Origin of the sequence: Pannonibacter indicus (genome assembly GCF_001418225.1) — a bacterium.
GTDB classification, from domain to species: Bacteria; Pseudomonadota; Alphaproteobacteria; order Rhizobiales; family Stappiaceae; genus Pannonibacter; species Pannonibacter indicus.
Map to the genome: position 1 here is coordinate 90,769 of NZ_LIPT01000002.1, position 20,668 is coordinate 111,436.

The window sequence follows — 20,668 nt, forward strand, 5'->3', positions numbered from 1 at the left end:
GGCAGGGCAATGGCGCGCAGCGCAATCTGGAAATCCATCGTGGACACGCTTTCGGCCGAGATTGCCGAAGGCCACTACAAGCCCGGAGACAAGCTGCCGACAGAGGCGCAGCTTGCTGCCCGCTTTGGCGTGAACCGGCATACGGTGCGCCATGCCCTGGGCGCGCTGGCAGAGGCGGGCACCGTGCATTCGCGGCGCGGGGCGGGTGTCTTCGTCACCATCCAGCCGACGGACTATGCCATCGGCCGGCGGGTGCGGTTTCAGCAGAACCTAGCCGCCAGCGGCCGCCTGGCCTCGCGCCGCATCAGCCTGATGGAAACCCGGGCCTGCGGCGAAAAGGAAGCCGAAGCGCTGCAACTTGCTCCCGGTGACCCGGTGCATGTGGTGGAGGGCGTATCCCTGGCCGATGGGGTGCCGCTGGCGCTGTTCCGCTCGGTCTTTCCGGCTGCGCGCGTGCCCGGCTTCCTGCAGGCCATGGCGGGGCGGCAGTCGATTACCGAGGCGCTGGCCGATTGCGGCATCGCCGACTACACCCGTGCCCAGACCCGCCTGACAGCCAAGCTGGCCCGCCCCGTGCAGGCCCTGACGCTGCAGATCGCCGAAGCCGCACCGATCCTGCGCTCCGTCTCGGTCAATGTGACGGAGGATGGCAAGCCGATCGAATATGGCATCACCTGGTTTGCCGGGGACCGGGTGTCCCTCACCATGGCACCGGAATAGGCCGCCGGAGAACAGCCCCCCAGCGGCCGCGGCGTGACGGCGGCGCGGATATGGGGTAAGCAGCACGCCGCAGGCGGGCGCGGTGTCCGGCCTGATGTGCGGAACGTCAAGACATGCTGCGTCGCCTTGGCCTTATCGGCGGACTGACCCTTCTGAGCCGGCTGCTCGGCTTCATCCGCGACCTCATCATGGCTGGCGTGCTTGGGGCAGGCCCCATTGCCGATGCCTTCATGCTGGCCTTCCGCCTGCCGAACCACTTCCGCGCCATCTTTGCCGAAGGCGCCTTCAACGCAGCCTTCCTGCCCACTTATGCTGCGACGCTGGAAAAGGACGGACCGGACAAGGCACGCCATTTCGGATCGCAGATCCTGTCCTGGCTGATGCTCGCCAATCTGGCGCTGCTCGCCTTTGCCTGGGTGGCAACGGGCACGCTGATCACCCTGCTGGCGCCGGGGCTGGGCGCAGAAGACCCCGCCCGGCCCATGGCCATCGAGCTGACGCGCATCACCTTCCCCTATCTCCTGTGCATGTCCATCGTGGTGCTGCTGTCGGCGGTGCTGAATGCGGAGCGGCGCTTTGCTGCGGCCGCGGCTGCGCCCGTGCTTTTGAACATCGCCATGATCGGCACTCTGCTGGCCGTCAGCCAGTTCCCCGATGCAGGCAGCGCGGCGGCCTGGGGTGTGCTGGCGGGCGGCATAGCGCAGGTTCTGCTGCTGACGGCAGCCACCTTCCGCAGTGAGTTCTCCGTCAGCTTCTGCCTGCCGAAGCTTGATCCGGGCGTGCGCCTGTTCTTCCGCCGCCTCGGGCCGGCGCTGCTTGCTTCCGGTGTCGTTCAGATCGCCATCTTCGCCGACACGATCCTCGCCAGCTTCCTGCCCTCCGGCGCCCTTTCCCACCTCTATTATGCCGACCGGCTGTATCAGCTGCCGCTGGGTGTCATCGGCATCGCGCTGGGAACGGCACTGCTGCCGGAGGTGAGCCGGGGCGCTGCAGCCGAGACGGACGAAGCCCGGCAGAAGCTGCGCGCCACCATGGATCAGGCCTTCAACATCTGCCTTGCCGTCGGGCTGCCGGTGGCGGTGCTGATGGCAGGGCTCGGGGAACTGGCGATTGCCGCCTTCTTCCAGCGCGGGGCCTTTGATGCCGCCGCCACCGCCGGGGCAGGCGCGGTGCTGCTGGCCTATTCGCTCGGCCTGCCTGCGGCGCTGGCTGTCCGCTCCCTCGTTGCCTCCTTCCACGGGCGCGGCGACATGGTGACGCCGCTGAAGATCCTCGCCGTGGCCACGCTGGTGAATGTTGCGCTGAAGGCGACCCTCTCCGGCCCCTGGGAAGCAGCGGGCCTTGCGGCCGGCACTTCCGCAGGCGTGTGGATCTACGCCATGGGGCTTTATCTGACGGCACGCCACCGCGACTACATGGGCACCCCGCCCGCCCGGCTGACCGTTCTGCTGTTGACCGGTACCGTGCTGATGGCGGGCCTGATGCTGCTGCAGGACCAGACGCTGGTGCTGTTCTCGAGCCTGCTGCCGCAAAGCCTCGGCGCGCTCGTGCCCTTTGCCACGCTGACGCTGCTGGCAGGTGCCGCCCTCACCGTCTACGCAGCGATCCTCTACCCGGCACGTGGTTTCCTGCGCCGCCGCCGGCACTGATTTCCTTCTCCCTTGACATGCAAAACGGGCGGCCAGTCTTCCGGCTGGCCGCCCGTCTTCTTTCAACTCACCCCTGACCTCAGGCGTGTGCGGCTCCACCCTCGTGCGCGTCACCATGCGGCTCTGCCGGGCTGTCATCGCGCGGAATGCGGAACCAGGCCACATAGAGCGCCGGCAGGAACAGGAGCGTCAGAACCGTGCCCACCACGATGCCGCCCATCATGGCATAGGCCATCGGCCCCCAGAACACCTCGCGGGAGATCGGGATGAGCGCGAGCGTCGCCGCCGCGGCCGTCAGCATGATCGGCCGCATGCGGTGCTCGGTTGCCTCGATCACCGCCTTCCACGCCGGCATGCCCTCCTGCCGCAGATGCTCGATCTGCACCACAAGGATGACCGAGTTGCGGATGAGGATGCCGATGAGGGCAAGGATACCGAGGATGGCGACGAAGCCCATCGGTGCATTGCTGAGCAGCAGCGCCGCCACCACCCCGATGAGGGCAAGCGGTGCCACGGCGAACACCAGAAACAGGCGGCTGAAGCTCTGCAGCTGGATCATCAGGATCGTGGCCATGATGAACAGCATCAGCGGAGCCACGGCCGCAATCGGCCCCTGCGCCTCGGCGCTCGATTCCACCGAACCGCCGATCTCGATGTTGTAGCCGGCCGGAAGCTCCTTCTGGAACTGCTCCACCTGCGGCTTCAACTGATTGACAATCGTCGCCGGCTGGGTCGATCCGATCACCGCAGCCTTCACCGTGATGGTGGGGATGCGGTCACGGGTGGCGATCAGCGGCTGTTCCACCTCATTGCGGAACCGGGCGACCGTCGACAGCGGGATGGACTTGCCGCTGGTGCTGGGCAGCTGCAGGTTCTTCAGCGTCTCGACGGAGCCCCGCTCGGAGGCCTGGGCGCGGCCGATGACATCAATCAGGTAGATATCGTCCCGGACCTGTGTTGCCGAGGAGCCCTGCACGATGCTGCCCAGTGCCGAGGCAATATCCTGCGAGGAAATGCCGAGCTGGCGGGCCTTGTCCTGCAGCACATCCACCTTCACCACACGCGTGGGCTCGTTCCAGCTGTAGGCGACGTTTGAAAGCAACGGATGGGCGTTGAAGATGGTGCCGAACTTCTGCGCCAGCTGGCGCACCTGCTGCACGTCCGGGCCGCTGATGCGGTACTGGACGGGCTTGCCCACCGGCGGCCCGATGTCGAGAAGCTTCACGAAGACATCGCTGCCGGGAAAGGTCTTCGCCGCATAGGCCTGCAGATCCGCGCGCAACCGGTTGCGGGCCTCCAGATCCTTCGTGACGATGACGATCTGGCCGAACCACGGGGCCGCCGCCTGTACGTCATAGGACAGGATGAAGCGCGGCGCGCCCTGGCCGACATAGGTTGACCAATGGTCGATATCCGGATTGCCAGCCAGCTTTTCCTGCTCCAGCTGGGCCATCTGACGGTTGGTTTCGGCAATCGTGCTGTTCTGGGGCGTGTTCCAGTCGATGATCAGTTCGACGCGGTCGGAGGCCGGGAAGAACTGCTGCTGGACGAAGTTCATGCCGCCAACCGAAAGGCCGAAGGCCGCAACAGTCAACATGATGGTGACCCAGCGCCAGCGCATGGCGAGCTTCAGCATCCAGGCAAAGGCCGCAGCGGTGCGGCCCTTTTTCTCATGGTGCGCCTTCATCGTTTTCGGCAGGATCGTCACACCAAGGAGGGGCGTGAACAGAACCGCCACGATCCAGGACACGATGAGCGACACGGCAATGACGACAAAGAGCGTGAAGGTGAACTCGCCCGCCGCACTGCTGTTGAGCCCCACCGGGATGAAGCCCGCAACCGTCACCAGCGTTCCGGTGAGCATCGGGAAGGCGGTGGACGTATAGACGTGGGTGGCCGCTTTCCTGAGGGTGTCACCCGCTTCCAGGCGCGACACCATCATCTCCACAGCGATCATGGCATCATCCACCAGAAGCCCGAGCGCGATGATCAGTGCGCCCAGCGAAATGCGCTGCAGCGAGATGCCGGTGTATTCCATGAAGACGAATGTAATGGCCAGCACCAGCGGAATGGAGACCGCCACCACCAGGCCGGCGCGCATGCCAAGGCTGATGAAGCTGATCGCCAGAACGATGGCCACCGCCTCGAACAGGGCCTTGGTGAAGCCGGAGACAGCCTCCTCCACCACTTTCGGCTGGTTCGACACCAGCTCTACAGTCACCCCGACCGGCAGATCCCGGACGACGCGCTGCAATTCGGCTTCCAGCTTCTCACCGAAGGTCAGCAGGTTTGCGCCCGCCTTCATGCCGATGGCAAGGCCGATGGCAGGCTGGCCCTTGAAACGGAACAGCGAAGACGGCGGGTCCACATAGCCGCGGCTGATCGTGGCAATGTCCGTCAGCGGGAAGTAGCGGTCATTCACACGCAGATTGATTGCCTTCAGGCTTTCTTCCGAGGTGAACTGGCCGTTGACGCGAAGGGCAATCCGCTCGGCTCCGGCCTCGACGAAGCCGGACTGGGTGACAGCATTCTGTGCCTGCAAGGTCTCGATGATCGCCCGCTGATCGATGCCGAGCGCGGCAATCTTGCGGGTGGAGAATTCCAGATAGATCACCTCGTCCTGCGCACCCAGAATGTCGATCTTGCCGACATTTTCCACGGTCAGCAGCTTGGCGCGGGCATCTTCCACCAGATCGCGCAGCTGGCGCTGGGTCAGCCCATCCGACGTGAAGGCAAAGATGTTGCCATACACATCGCCGAAGGAGTCGTTGAAGAACGGCCCGAGCACACCGCTGGGAAACTCACCCTTGATGTCATTGATCATGTTGCGGACGCGCAGCCAGTTGCCGGTCACGTCCTTCGCCTTTGTCGTCGGCAGAAGCTCCACGAAGACCGTCGTCTGGCCGGCCCGCGTTTCGCTGCGGGTGTAGTCCAGCGCCTCCAGCTCCTCAAGCTTGCGCTCGATCCGGTCCGTCACCTGCAGCCGCATTTCCTCCGCAGAGGCGCCGGGCCACTGGGCGCTGACGATCATGGTCTTGATCGTGAAGGCCGGATCTTCCTCGCGGCCAAGGTTCATGTAGGAGAAGACGCCCGCCAGCAGAAAGACGATCATGAAGTACCAGACGAGGGAACGGTGCTCCAGCGCCCAGTCAGAGAGATTGAACTTCTTCACTTGACCGTCTCCTGATCAACTCGAATGGCCTGGCCTTCCGTGAGCATGTTCACACCTGCCACGACCACGCGGTCGCCCGCCTCAAGCCCCTGCAAGACCGCAACCCGGCCGCCTTGAGCGGCCGTTTCATCCACTCTCACCTTGCGGGAGACCACCTTGCCGGCAGCCTCGTCCACCACCCACACAGACCGAGCCTCCCCTTCCGCGCGGATGGCGGATGCCGGAAGCCAGAACCGGGCTTCGGAATGAACATCGGCAAAGGCCATGATGACGGCACCCAGCCGCAACGCCTCGGGTGGGTCCACCAGTGTCAGCCGCACGCGCCGGGTACGGGTCGCCCCGTCAGCCTCCGGGCCGATTTCACGCACGATGCCTTTTGCCTGCACCCTGGGGTCGAGCTGCAGGGCTACACCAAAGACGGCACCCGGCTTCAGCTTGCCGCTGGCTTCCTCGGGCACGTCGATCACCGCATCGCGCTCGTCCGGCTTGGCAACCGTCACCACGGTCTGCCCTTCGGTGACGACCTGCCCCACTTCCGCCGAGGTGCCGGTGACAACTCCGTCGAACTCGGCCAGCAGGCGGGCATAGCCCAGCTGCTCCTGCGCCTTGTCCAGATTGGCCTTGGCCCTTGCTACCGCCGCCTCGGCAATCTTGCGGTCCTGCTCGGCCGTCTCGAAAGTGGCCAGAGCACCGGACTGGCGCTCGAACAGGGTCTTCTGCCGCGCTTCGGTGGTGATGGCATTGCTCAGCTGGGCATTGGCATTGACCAGATCGGACTGGGCGCTTTTCACCGCCAGTTCCAGTGACACCGGATCGATGGTGGCGAGCACATCGCCCTTGCGGACGATATCAGCCGTCTGCACATCGCGGGTGACGATGCGGCCAAGCACGCGGAAGCCGTAGTCCGTCTCGACACGGGCTGCCACGGTGCCGGGCAGGGTCAGGCGGGTGGCAGGCGCTTCCTCCACCCGCACGGACAGCACCGGGCGGACCGGCGCAGCCTCTTCGGCCTCATGCGGCTCGCATGCCGCCAGAGAAAAGCCGGCCAGCAACAGGAATGAAAGACTGGCAGCGCGTCTCATTGGGCGGCCTCCTCAAAACTGACGGTTTCGCCGGGGCTCAGAAATTTGGTGCCGTTGATGACCACCAGTTCCCCCGCCGTGACGCCTGAGGCGACCGTGAAGGCACCGCTGCTATAGGCCAGCACCTCGACCGGGCGCAGCAAGACCTTGCGCTCAGCCGGGTCCACCACCCAGACAGCCGTGCGCCCGGCATCCGAGGCCATCGCCGGGGCAGGAAGCTCGATCACAGGCACAGGCTTGTAGCTCAAGGTGGCGGTCACCGGACTGCCAAGGCGCAGGGAGGCGGTGTCCTCAAGCTGCATTTTCACCCGGATCGTGCCGGTGGACGGGTCAATCGCCGGGGAGATTTCGCGGATCACCGCCTTGGCCGGCGTGCCGCCGCTCAGGGGCGAAACCAGCACCAAAGGTTCCAGCTTGCGGTCCAGAAAGACCGATTCATCCAGATTGAGCACCACGTCGAGCGGGCCGTCATGAGCAAGGGAGAAGACCTGCTGCGAGGCCTGCGCCACCTGCCCCACCTCGGCGCTGCGGGCGGTGATGACCCCATCCGCATCGGCCTTGAGGCTGGTCCGCTCAAGCGCATCGCGCGCCCGGCCGGCCTGCGCCTGCGCGGCTTCCACATTGGCCTGCGCGCGCGTCAGCTGCTCCTGGGCGCTGTCCAGCGAGGCCCGCGTGGTAACTCCGCTTTCAAACAGCCGCTGCTGCCGGTCAAAGGCCTGCTGCGCCTGCGTGCGTTCGGCCATGGCGGAATTGAGCGAGGCAACCGCCACGTCCAGATCCGCCTGCTGCTCGCTCGGATCGATCCGCGCCAGCACCTGACCGGCGGTGACGCGGCCGCCCACATCCACCAGCCGCTCGATGATCCGGCCCGTCACCTGAAAGGAGAGGTTCGACTGCACCCGGGCGCGGATTTCCCCCGTCGCCGTCACCGTGTCCGGCACGGAGACCTCGCGCACCTTCGTCACCTGAACCAGCCGCTCAGGCTTCTGCTGCGGCTCATCCTGCGGCCCGCAGGCCGCCAGAAAGGCGGCAGCGAGCATCCAGGGAATATGTGTGGCTATCCGTCGCATGATTGCCCCTTTCGCAGAAAGATGCGGCAAATTATTATTGACTGACTCGAAGGTCAATGGAAAAACAGCAATCAGGTAAATGCCACTTTTCGATGAGCTTGCCTCACCGGGCAGTAGTCAAGCCCGCGCGGCGGTTGAGCCTCTTCAAGGCGTGATGCGTCAGCATCGAAAGTCTTGATAGAAATGATGCGCCAGAACAAAAACCGGACCTGGAAGAATGACACCAAAGGCCAAGCTCACCCGTGCCGAACGCAAGGCCCTGCGCCCCGCCCAGATTCTGGATGCGGCCTTTGAGGAATTTGTGACACACGGCTTCACCGCCGCACGCGTGGAAGACATCGCCGGGCGCATCGGCGTGACCAAAGGCACGGTCTATGTCTATTTTCCCACCAAGGACGAGCTGTTCACCGCCATGCTCAATCACATTGCGGTGCCGCTGGAAGATCTGGTGGCAGAAACCCGCAGCCTCACCGGCACCTGCACGGAGCGGCTGCAGCGGCTGATCCTGCTCAGCTATGAAAAGGTGGTGGAGGACCGGCGCATGCGCGAGTTGATGCGCTTCGTCGTTTCGGAGAGCAGCCGTTTTCCGCAGGTCATCGACCTGCACCACACCCAGTTCGTCGAGCCGCTGATGGACCAGATCCAGAGCCTTCTCGACGAAGGCATCGCCTCAGGCGAATTCCGCAAAAGCCCCGCCGCCACCGCCAGCGTCATCGCAGGTCCCGTGCTGGCCATGATGATCGAACACCTCATATTCGCCGGCCGCCAGCCCACCGGCCTCGACACCCACATCGCCGGGCATCTGGATCTGGTGATGGCGGGGTTGAAAGCGTAGAGGGCACGCCGCTGCAAGCGCTGGCCCGTTGCGGAGCTGCGGACGCGTGTCAATTTTCAGGGAAGTGAATGGCGGAGAGGGTGGGATTCGAACCCACGGTACGGTTGCCCGCACAACGGTTTTCGAGACCGTCCCGTTCAACCACTCCGGCACCTCTCCGCGGCACACGTCAAACGTGGTCTCAAGTGGCGCGGAACATAGACAAGGGTTCCGACCCCCGCAAGAGGCAATTTCGGCTTTTGCCGGTTTTTTTGCCATGCACAGCCGGGACCGGCAGAAAGCCTTGAGCGGCAAGGGATTGAGGGTGTTTTCAGGAGCAGCAGGCTTCACTTGCGTCTCCTTTTTCCGTTCAGCCACCCGTCCGCCGGTGATGAGCAGGCCGTTCCCCGGTCAATGCCGCCACACGCCCGGCCTTCACCGCCATGTCTGCCGGAGTAAACTGCATGATTTCCGGGGATACTGGATCCCCACCTTCGTGGGGATGACAGCCCCACCCTTGGCAAGCCGTCATGCCCGGCAGCAACGCCGCCTCAATACACACGTGGCGCCACCAGCAGACGCCACTTGCCGGGGCCGCACGCGCCCCGGTGCAGACTGCACGGAACCGGCACACGAGGCGCCGTCCCGGACGAAGCGCAGCGGAGATCCGGGAACCACTCGTGCGCAGAGCGGTCGGTGGAGCTTCCGGCGGCAACCCGTTGCCAAGGCTCAGGACGATGGCGCCCCTCTGCGAGCGAGTGGTCCCGGCTCAAAGGCCGGGGTGACCCAGTGCCTGCGGGCAGCGCTGCGCCTGACTGCCAGAGAAAAGCTGCCGCGCCATGCCTGCCCGCCTTTGCCGGGGGCGGAAAAATGGCGGTTTGCGGCGGGGTGTGGATTGACTTTCCTTTGGTCGCGGCGTTATACAGCCTACGCTCAGTGAAATAGGGTCAATAGGCCTTGTGCACTGTGCTGTCTCCAGGCCTCCAACCATCCAGCATTGCTGCCGGATTTTCCGCAGGGCTGGCTGTTCCCGAAGAGAAGAAACTCCGGCATGGGCCAGACGGCCTGCGGCGTGGTTTCGGCCGGTGGGAGGGGTTCCCGAGATGCGGCAACAGAACGAAAAAAAGGACGTGCAAGACATGTTCGCAGTGATCAAGACCGGCGGTAAGCAGTACACCGTCGCACAGGACGACCTCCTGAAGGTCGAAAAGCTCGACGCCGAAGCCGGCGCCACCGTGACCTTTGAAGAGGTCCTGATGATCGGCAATGGCGAGGAAACGACCGTTGGCGCGCCGCTCGTGGCTGGCGCCACCGTGACTGCGGAAGTGGTCGATCAGGCCCGCACCCGCAAGATCATCATTTTCAAGAAGCGCCGCCGTCAGAATTCCCGGCGCCGCAACGGTCACCGTCAGTCGTATACGCTGGTCAAGGTGACGGCCATCTCCACCGGCGACGCAAAGCCGGCGAAGAAGACCACCAAGAAGGCAAAGGCTGAGGAAGCTGCTGGCGAGTAATCGCCGCCACCTCAGCGCAACTTGAACAGCGAAAGACGAGGAGTTTCGTCATGGCACACAAAAAAGCAGGCGGTTCATCCCGCAACGGCCGCGACTCCGCCGGCCGCCGCCTCGGCATCAAGAAGTTCGGCGGCGAAGCCGTGATTCCGGGCAACATCATCGCACGTCAGCGCGGCACCACCTGGCATCCGGGCAACGGCGTCGGCATGGGCAAGGATCACACCATTTTTGCGACCGTAGAGGGCAAAGTGGAATTCCAGGCCAAATCCAACGGCCGAACCTTCATTAACGTGCTGCCGGCAGCGGTAGCAGCGGAGTAAAGCCGAGTGAAACCATGTTCGCCGGCGTCCTGATCGACCCGGCGGTTCTGGTGAACCGGTCAAAGTTCAAGGGGAGATGGGACGCCATCTCCCCTTTTCGTTTTTCTTTGACCGGAGGAAGTTATGGTTGTCGAGAGTGAAGGATACTTAGACGAAAGCAGTCTGGTTGCGGCCCGGATGCCGCTGGAAGGGGTTCGTGTCCGGCTCGATATGCCGCGCAAGGACGATCTGGCAGACATTGTATTTCTCGCCAACAACCGCAAGATTGCCTCGCATCTGGCCACCATGCCCCATCCCTTCGCTCTGGAGGATGCGCGGGCCATCGTGCGGAAGAGCCAGACGGCAACTCCCCATTACGCAAGTTTTGCCATCCGCCTGAAGGCCACCGGCCGCTTCATCGGACAGGCCAAGTATGCCGCCGCCGAACCGGGCGGGCCGATCCAGGTCGGCTACTGGCTGGGCGAGCCCTTCTGGGGCTGCGGCTTTGCCACCGAAGCGCTGCACCGGCTGGTCGATCACGCCTTCAGCAACGGCGACATGTATGAGCTGCAGGGCAGCTGCCGCGTCACCAATCCGGCCTCGCGCCGGGTGCTGATCAAGAGCGGCTTCCAGTACCGCGACCAGGGCATGGCCCGGTCGCTGGGGGCCGGCGGCAATGTGCCCATCGAGCGCTTCGTGCTGGAGCGCTCCGTCTGGCGCTCGCTGAAGCAATGGGGAGGCCAGTCATGAGCCGCTTGCCGGAACTGCGCACCCGCCGCCTCATCCTGCGCCCCTTGCGCGGGGAGGATTCGGAGGCCATCGCCCGCCTGTGCGGGCAGGAATTCGAGGTTGTCCGCTGGCTGACAAGCATGGCCTGGCCCTATGAAGAGGGCTCGGCCGAGGCCTTCACGGCCCGGGCGATGACCTGTGATCCGGTGGAGGAGGCGGCCGTCTTCGCCATCACGCTGGGCGGCGTCTTCATTGGCGTCATGGCGATCGACGCGCCGGGCGAGCTGGCGGAAGCGGCCGGCTGCCCGACCATCGGCTACTGGCTGGGCCGCCCCTTCCAGGGCTTCGGTTATGCCGGGGAAGCAGCGGAAGCGGCGCTCGACTGGGCCTTTGCCGCCCATGGCTGCACGGCCGTTGCCGCGCGGGTGTTCGAGGAAAATGCCGCCTCGCGGGCACTCCTGCGCAAGCTTGGCTTCCAGCCGGAAGCCATCACCGAGCGCTATGCAAGGGCACTGGACCGCAAGGTGCGCAACATCGTCGTGCGGCTGGATGGCAAGGCCTTCCGCCAGCGCAAGGCGGCAGCCTGATGGGCACGGCGCAGAGCGGCGGCAAATGGCAGGGCCTGCCGCTCGGCACACCCCGGCTGACCTTGCGCCCGGCACGGGCCGCCGATGCCGCTGATATTGTCCCGCTGGCCGGGGATATCGAGGTCTCCCGCACGCTGGCGCGGATGCCGCATCCCTATACGGCAGACCATGCGCAAGCCTGGCTGCAGGCGGCGATGGACGGGACGGATCTGACCACCATCAATCTGGTCATTGACCGGAATGATGCCTTCATTGGCTCGATCACGTTTCGCGAGTTGCACGCAAGCCCCCTGATCGGGTATTGGCTTGGCCGCCCCTTCTGGGGTCAGGGCCTGATGAGCGAAGCCCTGAAGGCTGCGCTTGGCTGGTTCTTTGCCGTCACAGATCATGAGGCTCTGGAGGCAGAGGTCATGACGGGCAATGCCGCGTCGCTGGCTGCGCTGCGCAGGCTGGGGTTCCGCGAGACGGGCACCGGCACCTGCGCCAGCCTTGCCACCGGCACGGCGGCGGCTTCAATCCGCACACGCCTTGAGCGCGCGCGTTTTCTGGAATCTAGTGATGCCTGACGCGCGGGCAGCAGAAATGGACATGATATGAAGTTCCTCGACCAGGCCAAGATTTATGTACGCTCCGGCAATGGCGGTGCCGGTGCTGTCTCCTTCCGTCGGGAGAAGTTCATCGAATTCGGCGGCCCCGATGGCGGCGACGGCGGGCGCGGCGGCGACGTCTGGGTCGAATGCGTCGAGGGGCTGAACACGCTCATCGACTACCGCTACCAGCAGCATTTCAAGGCCGGAACCGGCATCCACGGCATGGGCCGCAACCGCACGGGCGCCAAGGGTAGTGATGTGGTGCTGCGCGTGCCGGTGGGCACGGAGATCCTCGAAGAGGACAACGAGACCGTCATCGCCGACCTGACCGAACCCGGCCAGCGCCTGCTGCTGCTGCGCGGCGGCAATGGCGGCTTCGGCAATGCCCAGTTCAAGTCTTCCACCAATCAGGCGCCGCGCCATGCCAATCCGGGCCTTGAGGGCATCGAGAAGTGGATCTGGCTGCGGCTGAAACTCATCGCCGATGCCGGCCTCGTCGGCCTGCCCAATGCGGGCAAGTCCACGTTCCTGGCATCCGTGTCTGCGGCCAAGCCGAAGATCGCCGATTACCCCTTCACCACGCTGCATCCGAACCTCGGCGTGGTCGAGCTGGACGGGCGCGGCTTCGTGCTGGCCGATATTCCGGGCCTGATCGAGGGCGCGCATGAAGGCACGGGCCTGGGCGACCGTTTCCTTGGCCACATCGAGCGCACCCGCGTGCTGCTGCATCTGGTCGATGGCTCGGGCGTCGAAGATCCGGGCGAAGCCTACCGCGTGGTGCGCGGCGAGCTGGAGGCCTATGGCAACGGACTGGAAGACAAGCCGGAAATCGTCGCCATGTCCAAGGCCGACGCGCTGTCGCCGGAGCTGCGGGCCGAACGGGCCGCCTCGCTGGAAGCCGCCTGTGGCCGCAAGCCGCTGATCCTCTCGTCGGCCAGCCGCGAGAATGTGGACACGGCGCTGCGCATGATCATCAGGGCAATCGACAAGGACAAGGAGGATGCCGCAAACGAGGTTCCCTCCCGTCCTGAAGAAGGATGGCGTCCGTGAAGCAGGCAACCCGGCAGCTTGGTGAATTCAAGCGCATTGTTGTGAAGATCGGCTCGGCTCTGCTTGTCGAAAACGGCAAGCTGCGGCGCGAGTGGCTGGAAGCCATCGTCGATGACCTAGCCGCGCTGGCGGAAAAGGGCTGCGAGCTGCTGGTGGTGTCCTCCGGCTCCATCGCCCTGGGGCGCGGCGTGCTCGGCCTGCCGCGCGGGCCGCTGAAGCTGGAAGAAAGCCAGGCCGCCGCCGCCGTGGGCCAGATCGCGCTGGCGCAGGCCTATTCCGAATGCCTTGGCCGCAAGGGGCTGAAGGCGGGGCAGGTTCTGCTGACGCTGGGCGACACGGAGGAACGCCGCCGCTATCTCAACGCCCGCGCCACCATAGGCACGCTGCTGCGCATGGGGGCGGTGCCGATCATCAACGAGAATGACACGGTCGCCACCTCGGAAATCCGTTATGGCGACAATGACCGGCTCGCCGCCCGCGTTGCCACCATGACAACCGCCGACTGTCTCGTGCTGCTGTCGGACATCGACGGGCTCTACACCGCCCCCCCGGCGACCAATCCGGATGCGGTGTTCCTGCCCGAAGTGCCGCGCATCACGCCGGAGATCGAGGCGATGGCAGGCAGCGCCGGGTCGGAGCTGTCGCGCGGCGGCATGAAGACCAAGATCGACGCGGCCAAGATTGCCACCTCCGCCGGAACGGTGATGGCGATTGCCTCGGGCAAGCGCATGAACCCGCTGCGCGCCATTGATGAGGGCGTGCGCTGCACGTGGTTCCTTGCCGCCTCCACCCCCGCCACGGCCCGCAAGGCCTGGATCAACGGCCATCTGGAGCCGCGCGGCGAAGTGCATCTGGATGCAGGCGCGGTTTCCGCGCTCAAATCCGGCAAGAGCCTGCTTCCTGCGGGTATCACTCATATTTCGGGTGGCTTCTCGCGCGGGGATACGGTCAAGATCATCTCCCCGGAAGGCCGGGTGCTGGGGCGCGGCCTCATTGCCTATGATGCGGCAGAGGCACGCATGATCGCGGGCCGCAACAGCCGCGAGATCGAAGCCATCGTCGGCTATCCGGGCCGCGCCGAGATGATCCACCGCGATGATCTGGCGCTGGACGACGCCCAGTTCGAGAAAGAAGCCTGAGGAAAATCCGATGCAGGACAAGGTTGAAGCAAGCAGCATTACGGCACTGATGGCGGATCTGGGCAAGCGTGCCCGCGCCGCAGCCCGCAAGCTCAGCCTTGCCCCAGAGGAGCAGAAGAACCGCGCCCTGCGCGCCATGGCCTCTGCCGTGCGCGAGGCAACGCCCGCGATCCTTGCCGCCAATGCGCGGGACGTGGAAACGATGACGGCCAACGGCCAGACGGCTTCGTTCCTCGACCGCGGCACGCTGACGGCGGAGCGGATCGAGGATATCGCCCGGGCGCTTGAGGCTATCGCCGCCCTGCCCGATCCGGTTGGCAGCGTCATGTCCGAATGGGAGCGCCCCAACGGGCTGAAGATCGAGCGCGTGCGCACGCCGCTCGGCGTCATCGGCGTCATTTACGAAAGCCGCCCCAACGTTACGGCAGATGCCGGAGCGCTGTGCCTGAAGGCTGGCAATGCGGTGATCCTGCGCGGCGGGTCCGACACACTGCAATCAAACCTTGCCATACACGCTGCCCTGCAGAAGGGGCTGGAAGCGGCCAGCCTGCCGGGCGATGCCATCCAGCTGGTGCCGGTGGCAGACCGCGATGCCGTCGGCGAAATGCTGAAGGGCCTTGGCGGCAATCTGGACGTGATCGTGCCGCGCGGCGGCAAGAGCCTTGTCGCACGGGTGCAGAACGACGCGCGCGTGCCCGTCTTCGCGCATCTGGAAGGCATCGTGCACATCTTCCTCGACAAGGCGGCCGATCCGGCAAAGGCAACGGATGTGATCGTCAATTCCAAGCTGCGCCGCACCGGCATCTGCGGCGCTTTGGAAACGCTGCTGGTGGACCGCGCCGTGGCCCGGGACCTGCTGCCCGGCATCATCAAGGCGCTGCAGGACAAGGGCTGCGAGGTGCGCGGCGATGCAGAGGTGCAGCATCTGTGCCCCGGCACGCTTGCCGCAACGGATGAGGACTGGACGACCGAGTATCTCGACAAGATCCTCTCCGTGCGCATCGTCGGCGGGCTGAATGAAGCGATCGAGCATATCGAGACCTTCGGCTCGCATCACACCGACTGCATCCTGACCGAGGACGAAGAGGCGGCGTGCCGTTTCTTTGCCGAGGTGGATTCGGCCATCGTGCTGCACAATGCCTCCACCCAGTTTGCCGATGGCGGCGAATTCGGCATGGGCGCGGAAATCGGCATTGCCACGGGCCGCATGCATGCGCGCGGGCCTGTGGGGGTCGAGCAGCTGACCTCCTTCAAGTACCGCGTACACGGCAACGGCCAGCTTCGCCCGTAACGGACCCATGACGTGACATCATCCGCCACCGGCCGGTTCGAGGCCGATCCCCGCTGGACCAGACTGCCGCATGCGGAGCCGGGCAACCGGATCGGCCTTTTCGGCGGCTCGTTCAATCCGGCCCATTCGGGGCACCGCCTCGTGGCGGAAACGGCGCTGAACCGGCTGAAGCTGGATCAGGTGTGGTGGCTGGTGACGCCCGGAAACCCGCTGAAGGACCATGGCGATCTGGCGCCGCTGAGCCAGCGGCTGGAACAGGCCGCCGCCCTTGCGCGCCATCCGCGCATGAAGGTGACGGCCATTGAAGCGCGGCTGGGCACGGCCTATACGGCTGAGACGCTGGCACGGCTGAAGGGCCTGCGGCCGGATCTTGCCTTCGCCTGGATCATGGGAGCGGACAATCTCGCCAGCTTCCACCGCTGGCAGGACTGGCGGGGAATTCTCAATCAGGTCACCGTCGCTGTGGTCAACCGGCCCGGCGCGTCCCTGTCACCTCTCTTTGCTCCCGCAGCAAGAGCCTTTGCCCGCTACCGGCTGGCTGAAGTGGATGCGCCGCTGGCACTGTCCATGAAGCCGCCGCACTGGGTTTTCCTGCATGCGCCGCTGGACCCGGTCTCCTCGACACTCCTGCGCGCCAGACAGAAGGAAGGGCTCTGAATACAGGCACTTGCGGCAACCGGACACGGGCGGGGCCTGATGCCTCTGCGTCCGGCAGCCCAAACCTGAGGCGTCAAAGAATTAACACTGACACGGCTTGTGTCTTGAAAATGACAGATATGAAGCACTATTCTCGGGGCAGATGGCAGATCCAGGGTCTGAAACTCTGCCGTCCTTGTGGTGCGAAACGGGGATGCCCGGGCATCCCTATCCAACCTGTGGCGAAAGGCGAAACACCTGAGCATGACCTTGCACTCCGGAGAGGCACACGTGTCCTCTCCCACTCAGCCGTCTTTGGACGTAGCTCCCAAAGGCACTCTGATCGACGCGATCCTCTCCAGTCTCGACGCTTCGAAAGCGGAAGAGATCGTCTCCCTCGACATCGCGGGCAAAAGCTCGCTGGCCGATTTCATGGTGATCGCCTCCGGGCGTTCGCACCGGCATGTGGGCGCCATCGCCGACCACCTGCTGCGCGACATCAAGGAATTGGGCTTCGGCAATGCCCGTATCGAAGGCCAGACCCATTGTGACTGGGTGCTGATCGACGCCGGTGACGTGATTGTCCACGTCTTCCGTCCGGAAGTCCGCGGCTTCTACAATCTTGAGAAGATGTGGTCTGCCGACGCGAACGACGTGCAGTAAGGCCAAAGCTGGCCCGGCCAGATGCGCAAAAGGTATCTGGCCTGACGGCCCTTGGAGCTCCCGGCAGCAAACGCCGGGGGAACGTAATTCATGCGCTATGTCATAGCGGCTGTCGGCCGCATGAAATCCGGTCCGGAGCGCGAGCTGCTGGACCGTTATCTCGACCGTGCCCGCAAGACCGGCCGGGCTCTTGGCGTGACTGCGGTCGATGTCACCGAGACGGTGGAAAGCCGTGCCCAGCGCGCAGAGGACCGCAAGGCGGAAGAAGCACAGATTCTGCTCTCGGGCCTGCATCCGCGCGCAAGGCTGATTGCCCTCGATGAAACCGGCAAGACCATGGCGAGCCCCGCCTTTGCAGAGGTTCTGCGCGGCTGGATGGACGAAGGCTGTCCGGAAATCGTGCTGGCCATCGGCGGCGCGGACGGCCACGGCTCCGATCTTCTGGCCCGTGCCGACCTGAAGCTTGCCTTTGGCGCCATGACCTGGCCGCATCAGATCGTGCGCATTCTGGTGGCAGAACAGGTCTACCGGGCGCTGACGATCCAGTCCGGCCACCCCTATCACAGGGTTTGATGGCAGGCCCGTGCGGTGTCTGAGCGAGGCCAAGGCGTGATGCGCCGGCATCCCTGTCCCTGGCATGGGCAAGATCTGCGGTCAGCTTCACGCAAGATGACAAAATGATCATCTGCACCGGCTTTTCCGGCCCGGATCCCGCCGCATTTGCGCTCTAGTTTCTCTGCTGTGGAGCGAACGGGACGGTAAACGCTTCGTTAATGACAAGGCCGCATCCTCGCCTCACATATCTGGCTGTCCCGGTGGAATCACTCTCCGGGCGGAGGGTATGCCGAGACAGGTGCCTCCGGCACATCTGACAGGACGATCGTGGTGCAGCCCTTGCGAATGGCGGGAAGCAGCAGAGCTTTGCAGTCGCGGCGCCCTCTGGCGCTGGCGGGCCTGCTTGCGCTCATTTCGGCACTTCCGCAACCCGCCGCGGCTCAGGCAGTTCCGGCCGTGGAGGCCGGCGTGTCCGGCCATGCGGCAGAGGTGCTGAAGCGCAAGCTGGAGCGCGAAGCGGAACTGGCGGCCCTGTCGCGGGACATCGAGCTGTCCTCCGGGCGCCAGCAGGAAATCGAGCAGGAAATTGCCTCGCTCGACCGGGATAGCGAAGCCCTGACCAATTCGATCCTGAGCACAGCCGGACGGATCAAGGGGCTGGAAGGCAATATTGCCGATACCGAACGCCGGCTGGAGCGGCTGACGGCAAATGAAGATACTGTGCGCGCCTCCCTGTGGCAGCGCCGGGACACGCTGGCCGAAATCCTCGCTTCGCTGCAGCGGATCGGGCGGCGTCCGCCGCCTGCGCTGGTAGTGCAGCCGAGCGACGCCCTGTCAGCGGTGCGCAGCGCCATCCTGCTGAACGCGGTGATGCCGGGCCTGCGCATCGAGGCAGAAGCACTGGCCTCCGACCTTGAGGAACTGAACCGCCTCAAGTCCGGTATTGTGGCCGAGAAGGACAAGCTGCGGGCCGATGCCACACGGCTTGCAGAGGAAAAATCACGTCTGGAACTGCTGATGGCCGCCAAGCGGCAGAAGCGGGAAAGGTCGGCCGGGGAGCTGGCCGCAGAGCGGCAAAAGGCAGAGGATCTTGCAGCGCAGGCTGGATCTCTCAAGGAATTGATCGCCTCGCTGGAGACGGAAATCGAGAGCGCCCGCAAGGCTGCGGAGGCGGCAGCGGCTGCCACGGCCCTGCGCCAGAGCGGCCGCGCCCCCTCCCGCACGGCGCCGCCTGATCCGGGCCGGCTCAGACCGGCGGTCGCCTTTGCAGAGACAAAAGGCCTGCTGGCACGGCCAGTTGCAGGCGGCATGCTGAAGGACTACGGCCAGAGCGACGACTATGGCGGGCAGACGGAAGGCCAGACCTTCTCCACCCGTCCGGGCGCGCAGGTGACCGCCCCTGGCGACGGCTGGGTGGTCTATTCCGGCCCCTTCCGGTCCTTCGGCCAACTCTTGATCCTGAACGCCGGCGACGGTTATCATGTGCTGCTTGCCGGAATGGACAGGATTGATGTCGAACTGGGGCAGTTTGTTCTTGCCGGAGAGCCCGTCGGTGTGATGGGCTCCACCCAATGGGCGAGTGCTTCGACCTATGGCTTGGGATCGACCAGCCCGGTCTTATATGTTGAATTCAGAAAAGATGGCAGTGCGATTGACCCCACCCCCTGGTGGGCCAGCACAGAGGAAGAAAAGGCTCGCGGATGATACGGAAAGCTTCTCTGCTGTTCACCGGCGCACTGATCGGCGCCGTGGCGGTCACAACCTTTTCAAACCTGCCCATTCGTCTGAGCGGCGCAGCCAACGCAGCAGCTTCGGATACCTACCGCCAGCTGAACCTGTTTGGTGACGTGTTCGAGCGTGTCCGCTCGGACTATGTCGAGGTGCCGGATGACGCTGAGCTGATCGAATCCGCCATCAACGGCATGCTGACCTCGCTGGATCCGCATTCCAGCTACATGCCGCCGAAGGCTTTCCGCGACATGCAGGTGCAGACCCGCGGCGAGTTCGGCGGCCTGGGCATCGAGGTGACGATGGAAGACGGCCTCGTCAAGGTCGTCTCGCCGATCGATGACACCCCGGCCGCCAAGGCGGGCCTCATGGCCGGCGATTTCATCGTGCAGATCGATGGCGAGCAGGTGCAGGGCCTGACCCTGAACCAGGCGGTCGAGAAGATGCGCGGTCCGGTCAAGACCCAGATCAAGGTCACCATCCGCCGGGACGGCCGTGCCGAGCCCTTCGACGTGACCCTGACCCGCGACACCATCCGCATCCGCTCCGTCCGCTGGCGCGAGGAAGGCGACGTCGGCTATATCCGCATCACCCAGTTCAACGAGCAGACCTATGACGGGCTGCAGAAGGCCATCGACGAAATCTCCACCAAGATCGGCGGCGACAAGCTGAAGGGCTATGTGCTCGACCTGCGCAACAACCCGGGCGGTCTGCTGGATCAGGCGATTGCCGTGTCCGACGCCTTTCTTGACCGGGGCGAGATCGTCTCGACGCGCGGCCGCAACGCTGAAGAGACCCAGCGCTACAACGCCCGCGCCGGTGATCTGACCCGCGGCAAGCCGGTCATCGTGCTGGTGAACGGCGGTTCGGCCTCGGCTTCAGAAATCGTGGCTGGCGCCCTGCAGGACCACCGCCGCGCAACCATTCTGGGCAGCCGGTCCTTCGGCAAGGGCTCCGTGCAGACCATCATTCCTCTGGGCGCCAATGGGGCAATCCGGCTGACGACGGCACGCTACTACACCCCGTCGGGCACCTCGATCCAGGCCAAGGGTATCCAGCCGGATATCGTTGCCCTGCAGGATCTGCCGGAAGACATGCAGGGCCGCGCTGAAACCACCGGCGAGGCAGGCCTGCGCGGGCATCTCTCGGCCGGCAATCAGGAAGACGCCGGGCAGAAGGAAGAGTCCGGCAGCCAGGCTTATGTGCCGGCCGACCCGAAGGACGACAAGCAGCTGAACCTTGCGCTGGATCTCCTGCGCGGCGTGCAGGCCAACAGCGCCTTCCCGCCGTCGGCTGACCAGCAGAAGGCAGCCGTTCCGAACTGACCGGAGACGCCGGCCAATTCACTCTCCGGCAGGCCCTTCGTCGCTTGCAGGCCTG

The 20,668-nt window shown here is 64.9% G+C and carries 19 protein-coding genes and 1 tRNA gene; 16 read left to right on the top strand and 4 right to left on the bottom strand.

The window, feature by feature from the left end; translation table 11 throughout:
* Positions 1-9: 9 nt before the first annotated feature.
* Positions 10-720, top strand: coding sequence for a phosphonate metabolism transcriptional regulator PhnF (gene phnF, locus ASC48_RS03360; RefSeq protein ID WP_055454415.1), 711 nt, complete (start codon positions 10-12; stop codon positions 718-720).
* 113 nt (positions 721-833) lie between these two features.
* A complete protein-coding gene (gene murJ, locus ASC48_RS03365; RefSeq protein WP_055454416.1) occupies positions 834-2,369 on the top strand; it encodes a murein biosynthesis integral membrane protein MurJ in 1,536 nt (511 codons plus the stop codon).
* 79 nt (positions 2,370-2,448) lie between these two features.
* Here murJ and ASC48_RS03370 read toward each other — a convergent pair whose 3' ends face one another.
* The 3 genes from ASC48_RS03370 to ASC48_RS03380 are packed head-to-tail and all read right to left on the bottom strand — an operon-like array spanning position 2,449 to position 7,693.
* Positions 2,449-5,541, bottom strand: coding sequence for an efflux RND transporter permease subunit (locus ASC48_RS03370; protein ID WP_055454417.1), 3,093 nt, complete (start codon positions 5,539-5,541; stop codon positions 2,449-2,451).
* Positions 5,538-6,623: an efflux RND transporter periplasmic adaptor subunit gene (locus ASC48_RS03375; RefSeq protein WP_055454418.1), complete on the bottom strand. Its 1,086-nt coding sequence runs from the start codon at positions 6,621-6,623 to the stop codon at positions 5,538-5,540. The genes ASC48_RS03370 and ASC48_RS03375 overlap by 4 nt, the downstream gene beginning before the upstream one ends.
* A complete protein-coding gene (locus ASC48_RS03380) occupies positions 6,620-7,693 on the bottom strand; it encodes an efflux RND transporter periplasmic adaptor subunit (RefSeq protein WP_055454419.1) in 1,074 nt (357 codons plus the stop codon). The genes ASC48_RS03375 and ASC48_RS03380 overlap by 4 nt, the downstream gene beginning before the upstream one ends.
* 217 nt (positions 7,694-7,910) lie before the next feature.
* On the opposite strand from ASC48_RS03380, the gene ASC48_RS03385 reads away from it, so the two are divergent.
* On the top strand, positions 7,911-8,528 hold the full coding sequence (locus tag ASC48_RS03385; RefSeq protein WP_055454420.1) for a TetR/AcrR family transcriptional regulator: 618 nt from the start codon (positions 7,911-7,913) through the stop codon (positions 8,526-8,528).
* A 69-nt stretch (positions 8,529-8,597) separates the two neighbouring features.
* On the opposite strand, the gene ASC48_RS03390 is transcribed toward ASC48_RS03385, so the two are convergent.
* Positions 8,598-8,687: transfer RNA gene (locus ASC48_RS03390), tRNA-Ser, on the bottom strand.
* 959 nt (positions 8,688-9,646) lie between these two features.
* Here ASC48_RS03390 and rplU point away from each other — a divergent pair.
* The 13 genes from rplU (at position 9,647) to ASC48_RS03455 (ending at position 20,613) form a co-directional block, all read left to right on the top strand.
* The gene (gene rplU, locus ASC48_RS03395) at positions 9,647-10,021 is read left to right on the top strand and encodes a 50S ribosomal protein L21 (RefSeq protein WP_055454812.1); all 375 of its coding nucleotides are present in this window, start codon (positions 9,647-9,649) and stop codon (positions 10,019-10,021) included.
* A gap of 50 nt (positions 10,022-10,071) precedes the next feature.
* A complete protein-coding gene (rpmA, locus tag ASC48_RS03400) occupies positions 10,072-10,341 on the top strand; it encodes a 50S ribosomal protein L27 (RefSeq protein ID WP_055454421.1) in 270 nt (89 codons plus the stop codon).
* A gap of 177 nt (positions 10,342-10,518) precedes the next feature.
* Complete coding sequence (locus ASC48_RS03405) at positions 10,519-11,070, top strand: GNAT family N-acetyltransferase (RefSeq protein ID WP_208975526.1); 552 nt, start codon at positions 10,519-10,521, stop codon at positions 11,068-11,070.
* Positions 11,067-11,636, top strand: a complete 570-nt coding sequence (locus tag ASC48_RS03410) for a GNAT family N-acetyltransferase (protein WP_050473331.1) — start codon at positions 11,067-11,069, stop codon at positions 11,634-11,636. Before ASC48_RS03405 ends, ASC48_RS03410 begins: the two co-directional genes overlap by 4 nt.
* Positions 11,636-12,202, top strand: a complete 567-nt coding sequence (locus tag ASC48_RS03415; RefSeq protein WP_055454423.1) for a GNAT family N-acetyltransferase — start codon at positions 11,636-11,638, stop codon at positions 12,200-12,202. Before ASC48_RS03410 ends, ASC48_RS03415 begins: the two co-directional genes overlap by 1 nt.
* A 27-nt stretch (positions 12,203-12,229) precedes the next feature.
* Positions 12,230-13,276 carry a GTPase ObgE gene (gene obgE, locus ASC48_RS03420; RefSeq protein WP_055454424.1) on the top strand — a complete coding sequence of 349 codons (1,047 nt, stop codon included), beginning with the start codon at positions 12,230-12,232 and terminating at the stop codon, positions 13,274-13,276.
* Positions 13,264-14,415 (top strand): glutamate 5-kinase, encoded by a 1,152-nt coding sequence (gene proB, locus ASC48_RS03425; RefSeq protein WP_055454425.1) that lies wholly within the window; start codon positions 13,264-13,266, stop codon positions 14,413-14,415. The genes obgE and proB overlap by 13 nt, the downstream gene beginning before the upstream one ends.
* Before the next feature lie 10 nt (positions 14,416-14,425).
* A complete protein-coding gene (locus ASC48_RS03430; RefSeq protein ID WP_055454426.1) occupies positions 14,426-15,706 on the top strand; it encodes a glutamate-5-semialdehyde dehydrogenase in 1,281 nt (426 codons plus the stop codon).
* Between the two features lie 12 nt (positions 15,707-15,718).
* Entirely contained in the window at positions 15,719-16,363 is a 645-nt protein-coding gene (locus ASC48_RS03435; protein WP_055454427.1) for a nicotinate-nucleotide adenylyltransferase, read from the top strand.
* Between the two features lie 243 nt (positions 16,364-16,606).
* Positions 16,607-17,005 (top strand): ribosome silencing factor, encoded by a 399-nt coding sequence (rsfS, locus tag ASC48_RS03440; RefSeq protein ID WP_072242513.1) that lies wholly within the window; start codon positions 16,607-16,609, stop codon positions 17,003-17,005.
* A gap of 90 nt (positions 17,006-17,095) precedes the next feature.
* Positions 17,096-17,578 carry a 23S rRNA (pseudouridine(1915)-N(3))-methyltransferase RlmH gene (gene rlmH / locus ASC48_RS03445; protein ID WP_055454428.1) on the top strand — a complete coding sequence of 161 codons (483 nt, stop codon included), beginning with the start codon at positions 17,096-17,098 and terminating at the stop codon, positions 17,576-17,578.
* A gap of 450 nt (positions 17,579-18,028) precedes the next feature.
* The gene (locus ASC48_RS03450; protein WP_244269992.1) at positions 18,029-19,264 is read left to right on the top strand and encodes a murein hydrolase activator EnvC family protein; all 1,236 of its coding nucleotides are present in this window, start codon (positions 18,029-18,031) and stop codon (positions 19,262-19,264) included.
* Complete coding sequence (locus ASC48_RS03455) at positions 19,261-20,613, top strand: S41 family peptidase (protein WP_055454429.1); 1,353 nt, start codon at positions 19,261-19,263, stop codon at positions 20,611-20,613. The genes ASC48_RS03450 and ASC48_RS03455 overlap by 4 nt, the downstream gene beginning before the upstream one ends.
* The last annotated feature ends 55 nt before the right edge of the window (positions 20,614-20,668 follow it).

What these genes read in the sequence shown, in the direction of transcription:
- phnF (WP_055454415.1), top strand. Translation starts at nt 10, where the DNA reads ATGGCGCGCAGCGCAATCTGGAAATCCATCGTGGACACGCTTTCGGCC.
- murJ (WP_055454416.1), top strand. Translation starts at nt 834, where the DNA reads ATGCTGCGTCGCCTTGGCCTTATCGGCGGACTGACCCTTCTGAGCCGG.
- ASC48_RS03375 (WP_055454418.1), bottom strand. Translation starts at nt 6,623, where the DNA reads ATGAGACGCGCTGCCAGTCTTTCATTCCTGTTGCTGGCCGGCTTTTCT.
- ASC48_RS03380 (WP_055454419.1), bottom strand. Translation starts at nt 7,693, where the DNA reads ATGCGACGGATAGCCACACATATTCCCTGGATGCTCGCTGCCGCCTTT.
- ASC48_RS03385 (WP_055454420.1), top strand. Translation starts at nt 7,911, where the DNA reads ATGACACCAAAGGCCAAGCTCACCCGTGCCGAACGCAAGGCCCTGCGC.
- rplU (WP_055454812.1), top strand. Translation starts at nt 9,647, where the DNA reads ATGTTCGCAGTGATCAAGACCGGCGGTAAGCAGTACACCGTCGCACAG.
- rpmA (WP_055454421.1), top strand. Translation starts at nt 10,072, where the DNA reads ATGGCACACAAAAAAGCAGGCGGTTCATCCCGCAACGGCCGCGACTCC.
- ASC48_RS03405 (WP_208975526.1), top strand. Translation starts at nt 10,519, where the DNA reads ATGCCGCTGGAAGGGGTTCGTGTCCGGCTCGATATGCCGCGCAAGGAC.
- ASC48_RS03410 (WP_050473331.1), top strand. Translation starts at nt 11,067, where the DNA reads ATGAGCCGCTTGCCGGAACTGCGCACCCGCCGCCTCATCCTGCGCCCC.
- ASC48_RS03415 (WP_055454423.1), top strand. Translation starts at nt 11,636, where the DNA reads ATGGGCACGGCGCAGAGCGGCGGCAAATGGCAGGGCCTGCCGCTCGGC.
- obgE (WP_055454424.1), top strand. Translation starts at nt 12,230, where the DNA reads ATGAAGTTCCTCGACCAGGCCAAGATTTATGTACGCTCCGGCAATGGC.
- proB (WP_055454425.1), top strand. Translation starts at nt 13,264, where the DNA reads ATGGCGTCCGTGAAGCAGGCAACCCGGCAGCTTGGTGAATTCAAGCGC.
- ASC48_RS03430 (WP_055454426.1), top strand. Translation starts at nt 14,426, where the DNA reads ATGCAGGACAAGGTTGAAGCAAGCAGCATTACGGCACTGATGGCGGAT.
- rsfS (WP_072242513.1), top strand. Translation starts at nt 16,607, where the DNA reads ATGACCTTGCACTCCGGAGAGGCACACGTGTCCTCTCCCACTCAGCCG.
- rlmH (WP_055454428.1), top strand. Translation starts at nt 17,096, where the DNA reads ATGCGCTATGTCATAGCGGCTGTCGGCCGCATGAAATCCGGTCCGGAG.
- ASC48_RS03455 (WP_055454429.1), top strand. Translation starts at nt 19,261, where the DNA reads ATGATACGGAAAGCTTCTCTGCTGTTCACCGGCGCACTGATCGGCGCC.